This window comes from Micromonospora sp. LOL_014, from assembly GCF_048060245.1.
In the GTDB taxonomy this organism is placed as follows: Bacteria; Actinomycetota; Actinomycetes; order Mycobacteriales; family Micromonosporaceae; genus Micromonospora_E.
On record NZ_JBHMIP010000010.1, the window covers coordinates 42,697 to 57,655 of the forward strand.

The following is a 14,959-nucleotide window of genomic DNA, read 5'->3' on the forward strand; positions in this document are numbered from 1 at the left end:
TGAGAACACGCTCAGCGACGACGATCACGGGTAACCCGGTTACACGCCCATGGTGGCACCCTTGACCAGTGCGGGTGCTGGTGGTGGAGGACGAGGTCCGGTTGGCCGACGCCCTGCGGCGCGGCTTGCAGGAGGAAGGCTTCGCCGTGGACGTCGCCGCGAGCGGGCCGGCCGGGCTGGAGCTGGCCCGGCACGGCGGGTACGACGCGATGATTCTTGACGTGATGCTGCCCGGACTGTCCGGCTACCGGGTGGTGCGCCAGCTGCGGGCCGAGCAGAACTGGCTGCCGGTGCTGATCCTGTCCGCGAAGGACGGCGAGTACGACCAGGCGGACGGCCTCGACTGCGGTGCCGACGACTACCTGACCAAGCCCTTCTCGTACGTGGTGCTGCTGGCCCGGCTGCGCGCGCTGCTGCGGCGCGGCGCGCCGCAGCGGCCCGCCGTGCTCACCGCCGGTGACCTGAGCCTCGACCCGGCCCGGCGGCGGGTCACCCGGGCCGACGCCGAGGTGGCGCTCACCGCCCGTGAGTACGCCCTGCTGGAGTACCTGATGCGGCGCGCCGGCGAGGTGGTCTCCAAGATCGAACTGCTCGACCACGTCTGGGACGCCAGCGTCGACACCGCGCCGAACGCCGTCGAGGTGTACATCGGGTACCTGCGCCGCAAGGTCGGCCGGGATCGGCTGGAAACCGTCCGGGGTGCCGGCTACCGGCTGGTCCCGTGACCGGCCGACGGCTTTCGGTGGTGCATCCCAGTCAGTGGCGGGCGTACCTGCGGGTCCGGCTCAGCCTGCGCACCCGGCTGACCGCGATCAGCGTGCTGGGTCTCACCGCCGGCCTGGCCGCTGGGGCGATCGGGCTCACCGTCGTCCTTGCCCTGGCGTTGGAACGCAGCGCCGACGCCGACGCCCGGACCACCGCCGACGCGATCGCCCAGCTGGTGGCCGCCGACGCGGTGCCTGACCCGTTGCCGGTGGCCGGCAACGACGTACGGGTGCAGATTGTCGACGAGCGGGGACGGATACGCGCCGCATCCATTGGCGCCGACCGACTCGTCCCGATGCTCTACGCGGCCGAGCGGGAACAGCTCGCTGCCGAACCGACCGGGGCGGTCACCGTGCCGGGTGCCCGGCTCGGTCTGCGCGGCCCGGTTCGGGTGATCGCGCAACCGGCCGGCGGGCTGGCGCAGCCGCGTACCGTGCTGGTCGCCCGGTCGATGGCCGACATCAACCGCAGCCTCGCCCTGGTCCGGGTGATTCTGCTGATGACGTTCCCACTGTTGGTGGCAGCGGTCACGGTCATCGTCTGGCGGGCCGTCGGGGCGGCGCTGCGGCCGGTGGAGAAACTGCGGGCCGGCGCGGCCGAGATCACCGGTGGCGACCAGGCCGGCCACCTGCCGGTGCCGGGTGGTGGCGACGAGATTCACCGGCTGGCGGTCACCCTCAACGACATGCTCGACCGGTTGGAGGCCGCGCGGGCCCGGCAACGCGCGTTCGTCGCCGACGTCGCCCACGAGCTGCGCAGTCCGCTGACCAGTCTGCGTACGCAGCTTGAGGTGGCGCAGCGACTCGGTAGCCGCACGGACTGGTTGGCGGTCGCCGACGACCTGCTGGCGGACAGTCAACGGCTCAGCCGACTGGTCGACGACCTGCTGCTGCTGGCCCGCGCCGACCAGCAGGCCGGCCAGTTCGGGGTGGTGCTCGGCCCGGTCGGTCCGGTGGAACTGGGCGAACTGGCCGCCACGGTGGCCGCCCGGTATCCACGACCTCCGGTGCGGGTGGTGCCGCCGGACCAGCCGCTGTGGATCGCCGGTGACCCGGACGCGCTGGTCCGGGTGTTGGCCAACCTGCTGGACAACGCGGTCCGACACGCCCGCTCCGAGGTGCTGGTGACCGCCCGACCGCACGGGCCGGACTGGCATGAGCTGCTGGTCACCGATGACGGTCCGGGTGTCCCACCGGCCGACCGGCAACGGGTCTTCGACCGGTTCACCCGGCTCGACGACGCGCGGGCCCACGACGCCGGTGGCGCCGGGCTCGGGCTGGCCATCGTCGCGCAGTTGGTCCGCCGACACGGCGGCACTGTCGAACTGGCCGATGCGGGGCAGGCGGAAGATGCGGCGGGACGCGACGGTGATGCGGCAGGGCCCGACGGTGCCCATACCGGACTTCAGGTTCGGGTTCGGCTTCCGGCAGACCCGGTGGACGACGACCCCGGCCCGGCATAGACCGGACAGCGTCACCGGGCGTTCGCTGACCGGTCCGTGCAGACCGGGTCGGCCTGCCCGATCACATCGGCCGAGTAGACCACGGCGACCGTGAAGCAGTAGTCGATCGACTCGTCCAGCCCGTACGCGACGAAGCTGTCCGCACCCGCTGGCAACGTCATGAAGGCCCGGGGCTGCTGATCGCTGCTGCCCCCGGAGATCAGCACCTGTCCCTCGGCACCCGCCGGATAGGTCCAGGTCAACGTCACGCTGTCCCGGTTGTCGCGCAGACCCACGCCGCCCGGCGCGGTACCCGGTGTGGCCGGCGGCGCAGCGCTGGTCGGCGTACCGGTCGGGGGGGTGGCCTCGGCTGGTGCCCCGGCCGGCTCGGAGGGCGTCTCGTCGACCAGGCTGACGCCGGCCACCACCGCCGCAGCGCCGAGCAGAACCACCACCACGCCGGTGAACACCAGCATCGGCCCGCGTGGGCGGGCGGCGGTCGCCGCCGGCTTGGGCACCGGCACCAACTCTCCTCGCTGCCGTCGGACCGGAAGACTCCTGCGGCGGTCGGGTATCCGGCTGAGTTCACGTCGTGGCAGTCGGGACAGCGTCCCGGTACTCCGGCCCGTGCCGGTGGCGCCGGTTCCGATGGTCGCGCCGACTCCACCGGCTGCGACGCTCGCGGCCGGTTCGTCCGTGGCTCCGGTGCCCGGCCCGTCCGTGACCTCGGCGTGGCGGACCGCGGAGTCGGCATCGACCGAGGCCTCCCGGCCCGCAAAATCTTCGTCGCTCACCGGTGGTGCCGGTTCCGGTCGAGCGTCTGCCCTGTCGGGCACCCGTGGGTTGGGTACGAAGGCAGGGGTCTCCGGCGGCACCGGCTCGCCGGGCACGGCCGCCGGGCCGCTGATGGAACTGTCGGCCGTGGGAGAGTCGGCCGCTGACGGGCCGGTCGCTTGCCGGAACCGGACCGGCCCGAACGGGCTGACCGGGCCGGCGGCGTCTGAGACGTCCGGCCGCTCTGGTGCGTCCGGTTGATCTGGTCCGTCCTGGCGATCCACCGCGGCCGGATTGGAGCCGTCCCCGGCAGCGGACTGCTCGGGCGGCCACCACGGTTCGTCGAAGAGCCAAATACCAGATGACCCGTCATGGTTGGCTGAGCCGGACGGCGGCAGATCGACCGGCACCCGGGGCGGTGGGATGGTCGCCGGCCGGCCGTCGGTCGGGTCGGGTTCGTCCGGTTGGTGCTGGTCGCCTCCCTGCTCCTGCCCGGTCGTGTTCCGCCGGGCAGGGGAGGGGTCGTCGGTTAGCCAACCACTGGGCGACCAGAGCGGGTCGTCGGCGTCGCTGCTCGCCGGTTCCCGCTCGATCCAGCCGTGCTGGGCCCACGGCCGGCCGCTGTCCAGCTCAGCCACCGGGTCGGGCACCGATTGGTCCACCGGCTGGTCCAGCGGGTCGAGCCAGGGCGGGTCGGCCCGGTGCCGTCCGTCCCGATGGCCGTCCGTCGCGTCGTCGCTTGACCGGCCGGTGGCCGGCGTCACCGACGGCGCGTTCGGTTCCGTCCAGAACGCCGCCGACCAGCGGGGGTCGGCTACCTCAGCGACCGGTGGTTCCGGCTCGATCCAGCCGGGCTCGGCCCAGGCCGGACCGGTGAGCCGGTCGCGCCCGGCGGGATCGGCCGCCGGAGTCGTTGGCCCACCGGCCGGCCTGGTGCCGGGCGGCCAGCCGCCCTGGCCCAGGCCGCCGTCGTGGCCTGGGCCGCCGTTGTCGTCCGGCTGAAGATTCGGTCCTGGGCCGTCGGTGTCGTCCGGACCGCGGTCGGGATCCGGGCCGCCGGTGTCGTCCGGCCCGTCGTTGACCGGCCCCGGCCCGCCACAGCGGTGCGCCGGATCAGCGGACGCCTCGGCCAGCGCGGCGACCTGCCCGACCAGCGGATGGTCGGCCGGCAGGCGGGTGCGGCACAGGTCGATGGCGAGCGACAGGCTGACGTCGGACTCGGCGAGCCGGCCGCAGTCGCGCTGCATCGCGCCGAGCCGGGCCAGCATCTTGATCCCGGCCGGATGCCCCTCGCCGTACACCTCGCGGTGCAGTTCCCAGGCATCCTCCAGACGGTCCCGGGCGACGTCGCACTCGCCGCGGGCGAACTCGACGGTGGCGAGGTCCGCGTGGGCGGCCAGGACCCGGAGCGACTCGGGGCCGTCGATGGCGCAGAGCTCGTCGATCACCTCGCGGTACAGGTGCGCGGCGCGGGCGTCGCTGCCCACCCGGTGCAGTACGGCGGCGAGGGTGGCGGCGGCCCCGATGGTCCGTTCGTCCGCCGTTCCATGCAGCCGCTGGTTCGCCGAGTACGCGTACGCCGCCCACGCCCGAGCCGCCGGTGCGTCGCCGAGCGCGACCGTCACCCGGGCGAGTAGTCCGGCGGCCTCCGCCTGTTCGGTGCCGGCGTGTGCGGGACGCGGGTCGGTGGCGGCCAACGCCGTGGCCAGCAAGTCGCGCGCGCCCAGCAGGTCGCCGACGCTGATCAGGCCGTGCGCCTGCGTGGTGATTTCGCCCAGGCCGAGAGACACGTCCCATCGTGCGTGTCCGACGACGGTCTGAACAAGGGCCTGATGTGGGACAGTTCGCTCATGATGGCGGATTGTTACCGGCCAGATGCTTGACTAATGCTTCGCTGATGATCCGCAGTTGATCGACCTGTTCCGGGGTCAGCTGGTCGAACAGGTGTCGCCGAACCGCGTCGACGTGGCCGGGCGCGGCGGCGGTGAGGGCAGTTGAGCCGGGCACGGTGAGCACCGCGAACTGACCGCGCCGGTCGGTCGGACACTCCTCGCGGCGGACCCAGCCGAGCTGTTCCAGCCGGGACACGGCGTGCGACAACCGACTACGGGAGGAGCCGGGTCGACGGCGGCCCGCCAACGGGTCGGTCGGCCCCGCCCGTGCGGGCCGTGACCCGGGCCGGTAGAACGGACGCCATGACAGCCGAGCCAGCGGGCCGGGTCCCGCGTGACCTGTTGCTCCGCCACCTGAGCACCTGGGTTCCCGCCGCGCTGCGCCAGGCCCGTCGCGCCACCTTCGTTCAGGCGTACCAGGGCCCGCCGGGGGCCACCGCGTACGCTGCGCTGCGCGCCGTCGCCGACCACCCGGAACTGGTCACCGGCCGGCACCTGACGGTCGTCACTGTCACGTCCTCCGGTGCCGAGGCGGACCCGACCGGGCTGCCGGCGGCGGTGACGGCCCATCTGCTGCCTGGCAGTCCGGAGCTGCTCCCGGTGGCCGTGACCGCCGCCGCAGCCGCCAACGCGCCGCTGTTGTGCCACCTTGACCTGGCCGGTGGCCCGTTGCCCGGACCCGCCGTGTGGCGTGCGTCGACGGCCGGCCGCCCGGCCGAGTTGCTGGTGGTCGGAGCGGCTTCATCAGCTGAACTGCGCCCGGTGTTGACCGCAGCCGGCTTTCCGCTGATCAGCGTCGTCGAGCTGGTGCCGGCCGGGGCGACCGGGCAGGTCGACGGCGCTACGTCGTACCCGGTCGCCTTCGCCACCGGGTCCGGCAAACGCATCGAGGCGTTCAAGGAAGCGCTCTGGGAGGTCGACCCGGCGGGGTGGGGGCTGCGTGCCGCCGACGATCCGCAGGCGACGGCCGTCGCCGGGCCGGAGCCGGACCACGGGCTCGCCGCGCTGCGCGACCGGCTGTACGCCCACCTCGTCGAGTGCGGCTCCCGGACCGTCGCCGAGCTGCGCAGCTTCACGGTGACCGGGACGGTCCACCGGGCCGTCGACGCCAACCGGGCGCTGGCCGGTCTGCTCGCCGCCGACCGGGTACGGCGCTGGCCGGCGGACGGACGGTTGGCCGGCGATGTGGAGATCACCCCGACTGCCCCGGCTGCCGGCGGGCGTACTCCGTCCACTGCCTGACCAGCAGCGACGCGCCGGTGGCGAGCACCCCGACGCTGAACACCATCTGGACGCACACCGCCGCGCGGGCGAGTTGGCCCTCGGCGTGCACGTCGCCGTACCCGACGGTGGTGAGCGTGCCGATCGCGAAGTAGAGCGCATCGGTCTTCGTCGTCAGGTTGACGAACTGGTCCGGGTCGCTGAACGAGATGACCAGGTCGGCCAGCGCGAACACGACTACTCCGCCGACCAGCGCGATCGCCAGTCGGGTGAGGCGTACGTCGGTCGGATCGGCGGTGATCTGGTCGCGGATCTGCTGGAGCACCAGCGCAGCCGCCAGAGCCACGCCGACGACGGTGACCACGGCGCGGACCGCGAGATGCATCCCCGTCACCCCCGGCTCCACCGGGACCAGGTAGTAGAGCAGGACCATCAGCAGGCAGATGGCAGTGGTACGCCGTACCTCGGCCCGGCGGGGATTCCGAGTACGGGACAGAGCATCATCTCCAGCTATATCGGACATAAGATTATTATTCCTACAAATCAAAGGCCCGGCGGGTGATCCCGCCGAGCCTTCGATCGTTGCCCTGCGCCTGCGCTGCGCCGCTCAGCTACGCGACTTGTCCTGCTTCCACGAGAACGGGCCAGGCAGGTCGTACCGGTGCCTCCTGGCTCGCGAGTTCCACGACCATCGGCCGATCCGGATGGTCCAGGACGAGAACTCGTTTTCGGTGAAGTTCAACTGGAGCCCCACCGTCCACTTGCCTGACTAGCGGGACTCCCAGGCATCCGGCTTCAGCGTCAATTTGCGTACGTGCGCCGGCATCCGGCCGGTGAGTACCTCGGCGAGGCTGACCTCGTCGACCACCTCGCGCAACGCGGCGCGTACCGCGATCCAGAGCCGGGGCAGGTTCTCCGCGGCGCCGGCGTACCGGGTCTCCTCCGGACGCAGCCCGCGCACCCCGGCCAGCGGCCCGTCCACCGCCCGCAGGATCATGCCGATGGTGACGTCCCCAGGCGGCTGGCTCAGCGTGTAGCCACCCTCCGCGCCGCGCTGCGCCCGGACCACCCCGCCGCGGCGCAGGTCGGCCAGCACCGCCTCGAGGAATTTGCGCGGCATGTCCTGCTCGGCGGCGATCGCCTGGGTGGACATCAGCGTCGGGTACGCGGCAGCCAGGATCAGCGCTGCTCGTACCGCGTAGTCGCCGCGCGCGGAGATCTGCACGCCACCATCATGCCGGTTGCCGCGACCCGGTCGGTCACCGGTGGGCGTTCCCGCAGGTCAGCGCGGAAGCTACCCGGGCTGCACCCCACTTCGCGTTGAAAGAAACGGCCGAAGTTCGTCGGCTCGGGGAAGCCGAGCCGTGCACCGATCTGGGCCACCGGCAGGTCGGTCGCCGCGAGTAACCGCTTGGCCTGCAGGGCCACTCGGTCGTCGATCACCTGTTTGGCGGTCCGCCCGGCCACGGTCAGACTGGCCCGGGTGAGGGTCCGGACCGCGCAGGACAGCCGTTCGGCGTACTCCTCGACCCGCCGGCTACGCGCGTGGTCTCGCTCCACCTCGGCCCGGAACCGCCGGAAGGTGTCCCACCTCGACGAACCCGCCCCGGTGGCCTCGTCCGCCCATGCGGGAACGTCACCGGGACGGTCATCTGTGGTGGGGGCATCGAGCGCCGGCGGGGAGTCGGACGGCAGCAGGGCGATCCGTAGCAGCAGGACCCGCAGCTCATGGCGGAGGAGTTCGTCGACGAGCGTCGTCCGCCGGGACCGCTGGCTGTCCACGACGAGTTGGCTGACCTCGTTGATGATGGCGTCGGCGTCCTCACCGGTGAGCTGCCAGTGGGCGCGGGAGGTGGGCCGGTCCGGCATCCCTGGTGCCGGAGTCCATCGCACCAGGATCGCGTCCAGACCGTGCTGTCCGCCGGCCCGGACCACCTGCCCGGCCCGGGCCCACAGCAGAGTGCCGGGTCGGCACGGGTACGCGACAAAGTCGATCTCGTGGCTGCCGTGACCGGCGGTGACCAGTAGCAGTTCGTCGTGGGGGAGTAGTCGTGGTCGAGGTGGTGCGTCAGCAGTCAGGCTGTCACTGAGAGTAGTTGCGCTGATCGCTGGCCCGAGGGAATCCGGGTCGGACATCCGGCGGGCGAGCTGATCGGGCTGAACCATCGTTCTCGACGGTAACCGCAGTGCGCCGCAACCGCATCCCGGCCACCCGGCGGGATCGTCGCATCGTGCCAGCGGAGGTGCCGGGGCGCACCGGCGGCGGCACCAGCGGCGGGAGTACGGCGCATCGCCGTACTCCCGTCACGCGAAACAGCCGTAGTCCCCGCCGGGTCGGGCGGAGTCGGGCCGTTCCGATCAGCGTCCGGCCAGCAGCCGGTTTACCGCAGTGTCCACGTCCAGGTGGTCGGACTCGCGGCCGCGGGGCACCACCACGTAGGTGCGGCGCAGAAAGCGGACCAGCACGCTGCGCGGTACCTCGAACAGCGCGTTGCCGTCCGGGGAGCTCAGCGCGAGCGCCACGAAATCGCCCCGGGGAGTTGCCCAGGGCCAGACCCGGACGTCACCGATCCCGGCCGGTTCGTCGAGCCCGGTCACCAGAAGCTCTCGGGCGAACGACCAGCTGACCGCTTCACCGCCGGCCGACTCCGCGTGGAAGAGCACGTGGACCGCGTACGGATCAGTTGGTTCGTAACGCAGGCTGGCTCGTACCGGCAGCGCGGTAGCGTCAGGCGCGATGAGCCGTAGTGACGTCTCGACCTCGACGGTCGTTGGTCGGATGACACTCATGGACGTTCTCCCCCCGGCGCCGCTGCGGGACGCCCGCCCCGCTTTCCCCATACTCCGGCCTTGCATTTGACTACGCTCCGTCTATCACTGATCTCACCCAGTAGAGGGAAGCGGTTCCGGCATGCACTGAAAAAGTCCGTTTTAGGTGGCTTGTCCGGATCTGCCTGGGTACTGGGACGTGCCCGGCGTCGGGTGGTTCAGACGTCGACTCACTCCGGTAACGTCCAGTGGTGCCCTGGGGTGACGGGGCAGGCGACAATGAGGGGCAAAATGGCCATAAAACCCTCCTCCGCCAAGCGGATGGCCGAGAATTCAACACCGGGTCATGCGCCGTACGACCCGGCGGATGAGGCTGTCGGACACGCCGAGTCGGGGGGAGACCAGGTGGGCAGCGACCCGATCGGGCGTCAGGGTGGGCGCGGCGCTCCGGTTGCCGTCACCGATCGTCCCGAACCGGAGGCACCGCGAACGTTGTCCGGGCTGCGCCAACGGATTCGGGTGACCCTCGCCCTGATCCGCTCCAATCCCACTGGCCGGATCGCCTTGAAAGTCGGCGTCGGCCTGCTCGGTGCCCTGATCGTGGTCCTCGGCCTGGTGCTGATCCCGCTACCCGGGCCAGGCTGGCTGATCGTCTTCGGCGGACTCGCGGTCTGGGGCGTGGAGTTCCATTGGGCCAAGCGGCTGCTCGCCTTCGCCCGACGGCACGTTCAGGGATGGACCCGGTGGGTGACCCGGCAGAGCTGGCCGGTGCGGCTCGGCATAGCCGGGGTGGGCCTCGCCTTCGTCGCGGCCGTGGTGATCGTCTCGCTGAAGGTCGGCCTCGGCATCGACGTGATCGCCAGCTTCCTGCGCTACCTCGCCACCACCTGAGCCGACCGCCACCCGGATGTGCGCCCAGGTGGGATGATCGGGTACAGTCATCCGCGCTGAGGGCGATTAGCTCAGCGGGAGAGCGCTTCGTTCACACCGAAGAGGTCACTGGTTCGATCCCAGTATCGCCCACCACTTTCATGCGAGCGGGGCCCGCAGTGGCGGCCTTGTCGCGAGGAATCCACGTACGGGCGGTCCGCTCGGTTCGGCGTATCGCGTGCCGGTCACCGGTCCGGCGGTGATCCGTCGCCGGACCGGTGACCGTGTCCCGGTCCATCCGCGCTGATTAACGGGCCAGCTGCACGGTGTCGTACGGGTGGCGACCACCCTGCCCGCCCGGCTGATCAGTCCACAGGCTGCTTCGAGGGTGTGCGTCGTCGATTGACAGACCGCGCGGAGGTTGACGAGACTGGCGAGTGTATCGATTTACTGCGCACGGCCTGGCTGATGCCGATGGTGCCGTCCCGGTCTGCGGAGACTTGTCCTGCTTCGAAGGGAATTGATGATGAAGCTCATGCGGGTCGGCCCAAAGGGCAGCGAGCGACCGGTCCTCCTCGTCGGGGGCCGTCACTTCGATCTGACCAGCGTCACCGCTGACATCGACCCGGCCTTTTTCGGCGGTGACGGCATCAACCGGGTACGCGCTGCCATGGCCGCCGGGGATCTCCCAGAGGTCGATGTCCGGGGTGCCCGCGTCGGTGCGCCGATCGCCAGGCCAGGCACGGTGGCCTGCATCGGGCTGAACTACTCCCGACATGCTGCGGAGTCCGGCACCGTTCCGCCGGCCGAGCCGGTCGTTTTCCTCAAGGCTTCGAACACCGTGGTCGGGCCCTACGATGACATTGTGATCCCGAGGGGTGCGGTGAAGACCGACTGGGAGGTGGAGTTGGCGGTCGTCATCGGCCGGCGGGCACGTTACCTCGCGTCACCCAACGAGGCGGGCGACGTCATAGCGGGGTACGCCGTGTCCAACGATCTGTCCGAGCGGGACTACCAGATGGGTGATGCCGGCGGCCAGTGGGCCAGGGGCAAGAGTTGCGAGTCGTTCAACCCGATGGGACCATGGCTGGTCACTGCCGATGAATTAGATGATCCGCAACGCCTCACCCTGCGCAGCTTTGTGAACGACCAGCCTCGTCAGCATTCCACCACACAGGACATGATTTTTGATGTGCGCCACCTGATCTGGTATCTGAGCCAGTATCTGGTGCTTGAGCCAGGTGACGTCGTCAACACCGGTACGCCGGAGGGGGTCGCGTTGTCTGGCCAGTTTCCCTATCTGCGCGTGGGGGATGTGGTGCGGGTCGACATCGAAGGGCTGGGCGAGCATCGCCAAGTCTGCCGCGCCGCCGATTGACTCTGCCGTCGGTGCCGGTTATCGGAGCCGATGTCGGGCGCTTTTGTAGAATCCGCCCGCTCTGACCTCGGCGCCAGGGGCGGAAGCGACGCGAGGACGCCGCGCCGCCCGGGGGTGTGAGCCCCCGGGTGTGTGTGCCGGAGGTCGACGACCAGCTCGCGTGGGCGGCACCGTTGTTCGCCATCTCACGCAGCTCCGACCGGGCGTAGCTGGAGCCGCCTGTGGTCACCCCGTTGACGGGGGAGCGGAGCTGGACCGACCGGCACGAGTCCGTAGTGACGAAATAGGGGAGATTTGGAAGCCGTTCAGGGCGGGTTGCTTGATTTCGGTCGGGCTGCCGGAGGAGCCGGTCGGCAGCGCGATGATGACTGGATGGTCAACGGAGTATTGCGAAGTTGTTAGATCCGACCCGTCAGGCCGGCGATGGTCGCTGCCCGGATTGCGTCCGCGAGTTCACTGGCATGCGCCTCGGTCAGCTCGCCGTCGGTGACGCAGACGCCGATCGCGTCGTGCGGGCCGAGCTTGGCCGGAGCGGCGACCGCCACGCCGCGGCCGCCGTTCGGGTCGGCCGGCACCTGGTCGACAGCATGTCCACGCTCGACCACCCGCCGGAGCTCTTCGCGGAGCGCTGCGAAAGCGTCGGGAGGCAGGGGCGGTGAGGCGGACAGCATCCGTGCCAGTGACTCGTCGTCGGCCACTCGGGCCAGTACGACGCGGCCGATCGCCGTGGTGTATGCCGGGGCCGGCCAGCCCGTCCGAAGCATCGGTGCCACGTCGACCTCTTCCCGCGTCAGCAGGGCGACCATGTGGCCACCTACCAGCCGGCCCAGTTGCACGGTGGTCTTGAGCCGGCGGTGCAACAGGTCCACGACCGGGGTGAGCCTGCGGACCGCGCGGTCGGTACGCAGGTAAGCTGCGCCGGTCCGCAGTGCTTGGACACCCAGCCCGTAACGGGACCCTGCGGTGTCAGTCTCAACCCAGCCGCGCTGCACGAGGGTGTGGAGCAGTCCGTGCATGCTGCTCTTGGGGATACCCAGGGCGCGGGCGAGTTCCACGAGGGTGCGCCGGTCCGCGGTGGCGGCGAGTAGCTCCAGCAGCTCGACGGTGCGGTCTGCCGATTTGACCCGGGGGACGCCGCCTGTCGTCATCGTGGTACCCCTACTTCCTCACTTCCGGTACCGGGCCCGTCGAGGTGCGGACCACCAGCTCTGGGCGGAGCAGCAGCGACTGGCTCGGGCCGGGTTCGGTGTTGTCGATCCGGTCCCGCAGGTGCCGGAACGCGGCTGCCGCCATCTCCGCGACCGGCTGGCGTACGGTCGTCAGTGGTGGTGCGGCGAGGTCGGCGAGCACGATGTCATCGAAGCCGACGACCGAGATGTCCTGGCCTACCCGGAGCCCGGCGTCCCGGATGCCGGCGCTGATTCCGAGGGCGCACATGTCGTTGATGGCGACGATGGCGGTGGGGCGGTCCGAAGTCCGCAGCAGCGCGTTCGCGGCGGTGCGACCGAGACCGGCGGCGTCGAGATCTCCGTAGGGCTCCTGCTCTGCGCCACCGGACCAGACGAATGTTTCGACCGGGTCCAGGCCGGCCTGCTCGAGTGCGTCGGTGAAACCCCGGAACCGTTCCCGGCGGTTCACGCTGCGCAGCGACCCCGAGACGAAGGCGATGCGTCGGTGGCCGAGCTGTAGCAGGTGGGCGGTGGCCAGGTGGGCGCCCACCACGTTGTCGACGCTGATGTTGACCAGAGTCCCCGGGTCACCGGCCTGAGCGGTGCGGTCGAACGCGACCAGACTGAGCCCGGTCTCGACCAGTGGCAGTACGTGATCCAGCGAGGGCAGCGAGGAGCAGAGGACGACGCCCCGGATGCCGTCGGCCCAGAGCTCCTCGAGGTAGCGCCGTTCCCGGTCGGGTTCCCGTTCGCTGTTGCAGAGCAGGACGTGGTAGCCGTCGCTCAACGCGGCCCGTTCGAGGTAGCGGGCGAAGCTGCCCCAGAACGGATTGGCGACCGACGGCACAACGAGCCCGATCACCTGGATCCGGCCGGTGCGCAGTTGCCGGGCCGCCCGGTTCGGCCGGTAGCCGAGCCGGTCGATTGCGGCGGCCACCCGGATGCGGGTCTGGGGGAGCATGCGGCCGGGACGTCCGTTGAGGAAGTTCGACACGGTGCTGGGCGAGACGCCCGCCTCGCGGGCCACCTGGTAGATCGTCACACCGCTCACGTCGCGTGCTCCCCCTTGTTGGCGATCTGAACCAGCTGAGTGTAGAGGTTTACCAGCTCGTGACCGCCCGTGGGCCTACCAGTAAAGCCGGTGTTTCGGCGCCGTGTCTAGCCATTGACATGTCTGCACCTCGCTCCTAGCCTTGCTGCAACGATCTACCAGTAAATCGATGCAAAGATCTTCCTGCCACGAGCTAGATCGTGGTGTCGCAGCTAACCAGAGCGGCGGAGCGCGCCGCGGGAGAGAAGGCCAGGATGACCAGAACCCGGGGGAGTCGGACCCGTGCGGTGACGATGGTGCTCGTCGCCGCGCTGCTCGCCACCGCGTGCGGCGGACCGGCGGGCACAACGGAGGGCGACGACCAGACCAGCGGCACGATCCGGCTGTTGACGCCGATCTTTGAGGGCGCCGACGGCAAGACCGTGTTGGAGGAGCAGCTCGACGCGTTCAAGGAGGAGTACCCGGACATCACCGTCGAGGTCGACTACACCTCGTACGGCAAGCTGAACGAGAAGCTCACCACGTCGATCGCAGGTGGTCGGCCGTACGACGTGATGCTCATGGGCGTCGGTTGGATCCCGCCGTTCGCAGCCAAGGGTGCCTTGGCCGAGCTGGACGAGAACCAGCAGGAGCTTGCCGAGCGGTACAACGAGCGGGTCGTCGAGCCCGGCATCTACCAGGGCAAGGTGTACGGCCTGCCGATCATGTTGGACACCCGGTTCGGTCTGTACCGCAAGGACATCTTCGCCGAGGCGGGCATCGCCGCCCCGCCGAGCAACTTCGCCGAGCTGCGGGAGATCGGGCGCCAGCTGACCGTGCGAGACGCAAGCGGCAAGCTCACCCGCGCTGGCGTGGACATCCTCTCCAACGATCTGCGCCAGACCTTCCTCCCGCTGATGTGGGCCAACGGTGGCGAGCTGTGGACCTCCGACGGGCAGCCGGCCTTCAACAGCCCGGAGGCGGTCGGGGCGTTGCAACTGATGACCGACATCATCCTCACCGACAAGAGCGAGGACTTCGGCTTCACTCAGCCCGGTGCCACCGGCCTGCCGTTGGCCCAGGGACGGGCGGCGATGATGGCGGGGCACAACAACCACCTACTGGCGATCGAGGAGCAGGCACCGGAGCTGATCGAGGAAGACAAAATCGGCTTCTTCATGATCAGTAACGAGCGTCCCGCGATGTTCCAGGGCGGGACCCTGGCAACGGTCTCGGCCAAGTCGCAGCGTCCGGCGGCAGCCAAGGCGCTGGTCAGCTTCCTCACCGACGAACAGGCGTCGCTCGCCGCGAACGAGCAGCGGGGTAACGTGCCGGCCCTCAACAGCCTGGCCGACTCCGATTACGTGCAGAGCAACCCGGCCGCGCAGTTCGCCATGGCGAACCTCGACGCCGCCTACTCCGAAGGGGGTGTGCCGGCCTGGTTGGAGATCCGGGGCGACTTCAAGGCGGCCATCGAGTCCGCCCTGCTGGGCCAGAAGGACCCGCAGCAGGTACTCGACGAGCTGGTGGCCAAGGCCCAGGCAGCGATCGCCAAGGGCTGACATGACCAGCACCCTCGAGACCGTGAGCGTGGCGTCCGCGAGTCGGGCGCCACGCCCGCCCCGCCGTCGCCGAAGGCTGGGTGCCGAA

Annotated in this window: 14 protein-coding genes, 1 tRNA gene and 2 pseudogenes; 7 read left to right on the top strand and 10 right to left on the bottom strand. The window is 70.4% G+C overall.

Features of this window, described 5'->3' with window-relative positions; genetic code table 11:
- Positions 1–68: 68 nt before the first annotated feature.
- Complete coding sequence (locus ACFHW1_RS11000; protein ID WP_416568793.1) at positions 69–725, top strand: response regulator transcription factor; 657 nt, start codon at positions 69–71, stop codon at positions 723–725.
- Between the two features lie 47 nt (positions 726–772).
- Positions 773–2,227 carry a sensor histidine kinase gene (locus tag ACFHW1_RS11005; protein ID WP_416557317.1) on the top strand — a complete coding sequence of 485 codons (1,455 nt, stop codon included), beginning with the start codon at positions 773–775 and terminating at the stop codon, positions 2,225–2,227.
- Positions 2,228–3,876: 1,649 nt separating this feature from the next.
- On the opposite strand, the pseudogene ACFHW1_RS11010 reads toward ACFHW1_RS11005, so the two are convergent.
- Positions 3,877–4,725, bottom strand: a pseudogene (locus tag ACFHW1_RS11010) (tetratricopeptide repeat protein); the annotation flags it as partial.
- Between the two features lie 103 nt (positions 4,726–4,828).
- Positions 4,829–5,119, bottom strand: coding sequence for a MarR family winged helix-turn-helix transcriptional regulator (locus ACFHW1_RS11015; protein WP_416615342.1), 291 nt, complete (start codon positions 5,117–5,119; stop codon positions 4,829–4,831).
- Between the two features lie 56 nt (positions 5,120–5,175).
- On the opposite strand from ACFHW1_RS11015, the gene ACFHW1_RS11020 reads away from it, so the two are divergent.
- Entirely contained in the window at positions 5,176–6,114 is a 939-nt protein-coding gene (locus tag ACFHW1_RS11020; RefSeq protein ID WP_416557312.1) for a hypothetical protein, read from the top strand.
- Here ACFHW1_RS11020 and ACFHW1_RS11025 read toward each other — a convergent pair.
- The 5 genes from ACFHW1_RS11025 to ACFHW1_RS11045 all read right to left on the bottom strand — a co-directional run bounded on the left by ACFHW1_RS11025 (position 6,065) and on the right by ACFHW1_RS11045 (position 8,883).
- Positions 6,065–6,616: a potassium channel family protein gene (locus tag ACFHW1_RS11025; RefSeq protein WP_416568795.1), complete on the bottom strand. Its 552-nt coding sequence runs from the start codon at positions 6,614–6,616 to the stop codon at positions 6,065–6,067. The genes ACFHW1_RS11020 and ACFHW1_RS11025 overlap by 50 nt on opposite strands.
- An 84-nt stretch (positions 6,617–6,700) precedes the next feature.
- A complete protein-coding gene (locus ACFHW1_RS11030) occupies positions 6,701–6,847 on the bottom strand; it encodes a DUF4236 domain-containing protein (RefSeq protein ID WP_416557314.1) in 147 nt (48 codons plus the stop codon).
- A 15-nt stretch (positions 6,848–6,862) separates the two neighbouring features.
- A complete protein-coding gene (locus tag ACFHW1_RS11035; protein WP_123600883.1) occupies positions 6,863–7,318 on the bottom strand; it encodes an RrF2 family transcriptional regulator in 456 nt (151 codons plus the stop codon).
- Positions 7,273–8,259, bottom strand: coding sequence for a helix-turn-helix domain-containing protein (locus ACFHW1_RS11040; protein ID WP_416615343.1), 987 nt, complete (start codon positions 8,257–8,259; stop codon positions 7,273–7,275). Before ACFHW1_RS11040 ends, ACFHW1_RS11035 begins: the two co-directional genes overlap by 46 nt.
- A 192-nt stretch (positions 8,260–8,451) precedes the next feature.
- Complete coding sequence (locus ACFHW1_RS11045) at positions 8,452–8,883, bottom strand: SsgA family sporulation/cell division regulator (RefSeq protein ID WP_282230144.1); 432 nt, start codon at positions 8,881–8,883, stop codon at positions 8,452–8,454.
- Between the two features lie 270 nt (positions 8,884–9,153).
- On the opposite strand from ACFHW1_RS11045, the gene ACFHW1_RS11050 reads away from it, so the two are divergent.
- The 3 genes from ACFHW1_RS11050 to ACFHW1_RS11060 all read left to right on the top strand — a co-directional run bounded on the left by ACFHW1_RS11050 (position 9,154) and on the right by ACFHW1_RS11060 (position 11,110).
- Complete coding sequence (locus ACFHW1_RS11050) at positions 9,154–9,753, top strand: TIGR02611 family protein (protein WP_416554083.1); 600 nt, start codon at positions 9,154–9,156, stop codon at positions 9,751–9,753.
- 60 nt (positions 9,754–9,813) lie between these two features.
- Positions 9,814–9,888 (top strand) — tRNA-Val (locus ACFHW1_RS11055).
- A gap of 370 nt (positions 9,889–10,258) precedes the next feature.
- Complete coding sequence (locus ACFHW1_RS11060) at positions 10,259–11,110, top strand: fumarylacetoacetate hydrolase family protein (RefSeq protein ID WP_416554085.1); 852 nt, start codon at positions 10,259–10,261, stop codon at positions 11,108–11,110.
- A 190-nt stretch (positions 11,111–11,300) separates the two neighbouring features.
- Here ACFHW1_RS11060 and ACFHW1_RS11065 read toward each other — a convergent pair.
- The 3 genes and pseudogenes from ACFHW1_RS11065 to ACFHW1_RS11075 form a co-directional block, all read right to left on the bottom strand.
- Positions 11,301–11,348: pseudogene (locus ACFHW1_RS11065) on the bottom strand (hypothetical protein); the annotation flags it as partial.
- 160 nt (positions 11,349–11,508) lie between these two features.
- A complete protein-coding gene (locus ACFHW1_RS11070) occupies positions 11,509–12,258 on the bottom strand; it encodes an IclR family transcriptional regulator (protein WP_416590871.1) in 750 nt (249 codons plus the stop codon).
- Positions 12,259–12,268: 10 nt separating this feature from the next.
- Positions 12,269–13,330 (bottom strand): LacI family DNA-binding transcriptional regulator, encoded by a 1,062-nt coding sequence (locus ACFHW1_RS11075; RefSeq protein ID WP_416554089.1) that lies wholly within the window; start codon positions 13,328–13,330, stop codon positions 12,269–12,271.
- A 254-nt stretch (positions 13,331–13,584) separates the two neighbouring features.
- Between ACFHW1_RS11075 and ACFHW1_RS11080 the strand changes: the two genes are divergently transcribed.
- Positions 13,585–14,871: an ABC transporter substrate-binding protein gene (locus ACFHW1_RS11080; protein ID WP_416615344.1), complete on the top strand. Its 1,287-nt coding sequence runs from the start codon at positions 13,585–13,587 to the stop codon at positions 14,869–14,871.
- Positions 14,872–14,959: the final 88 nt, after the last annotated feature.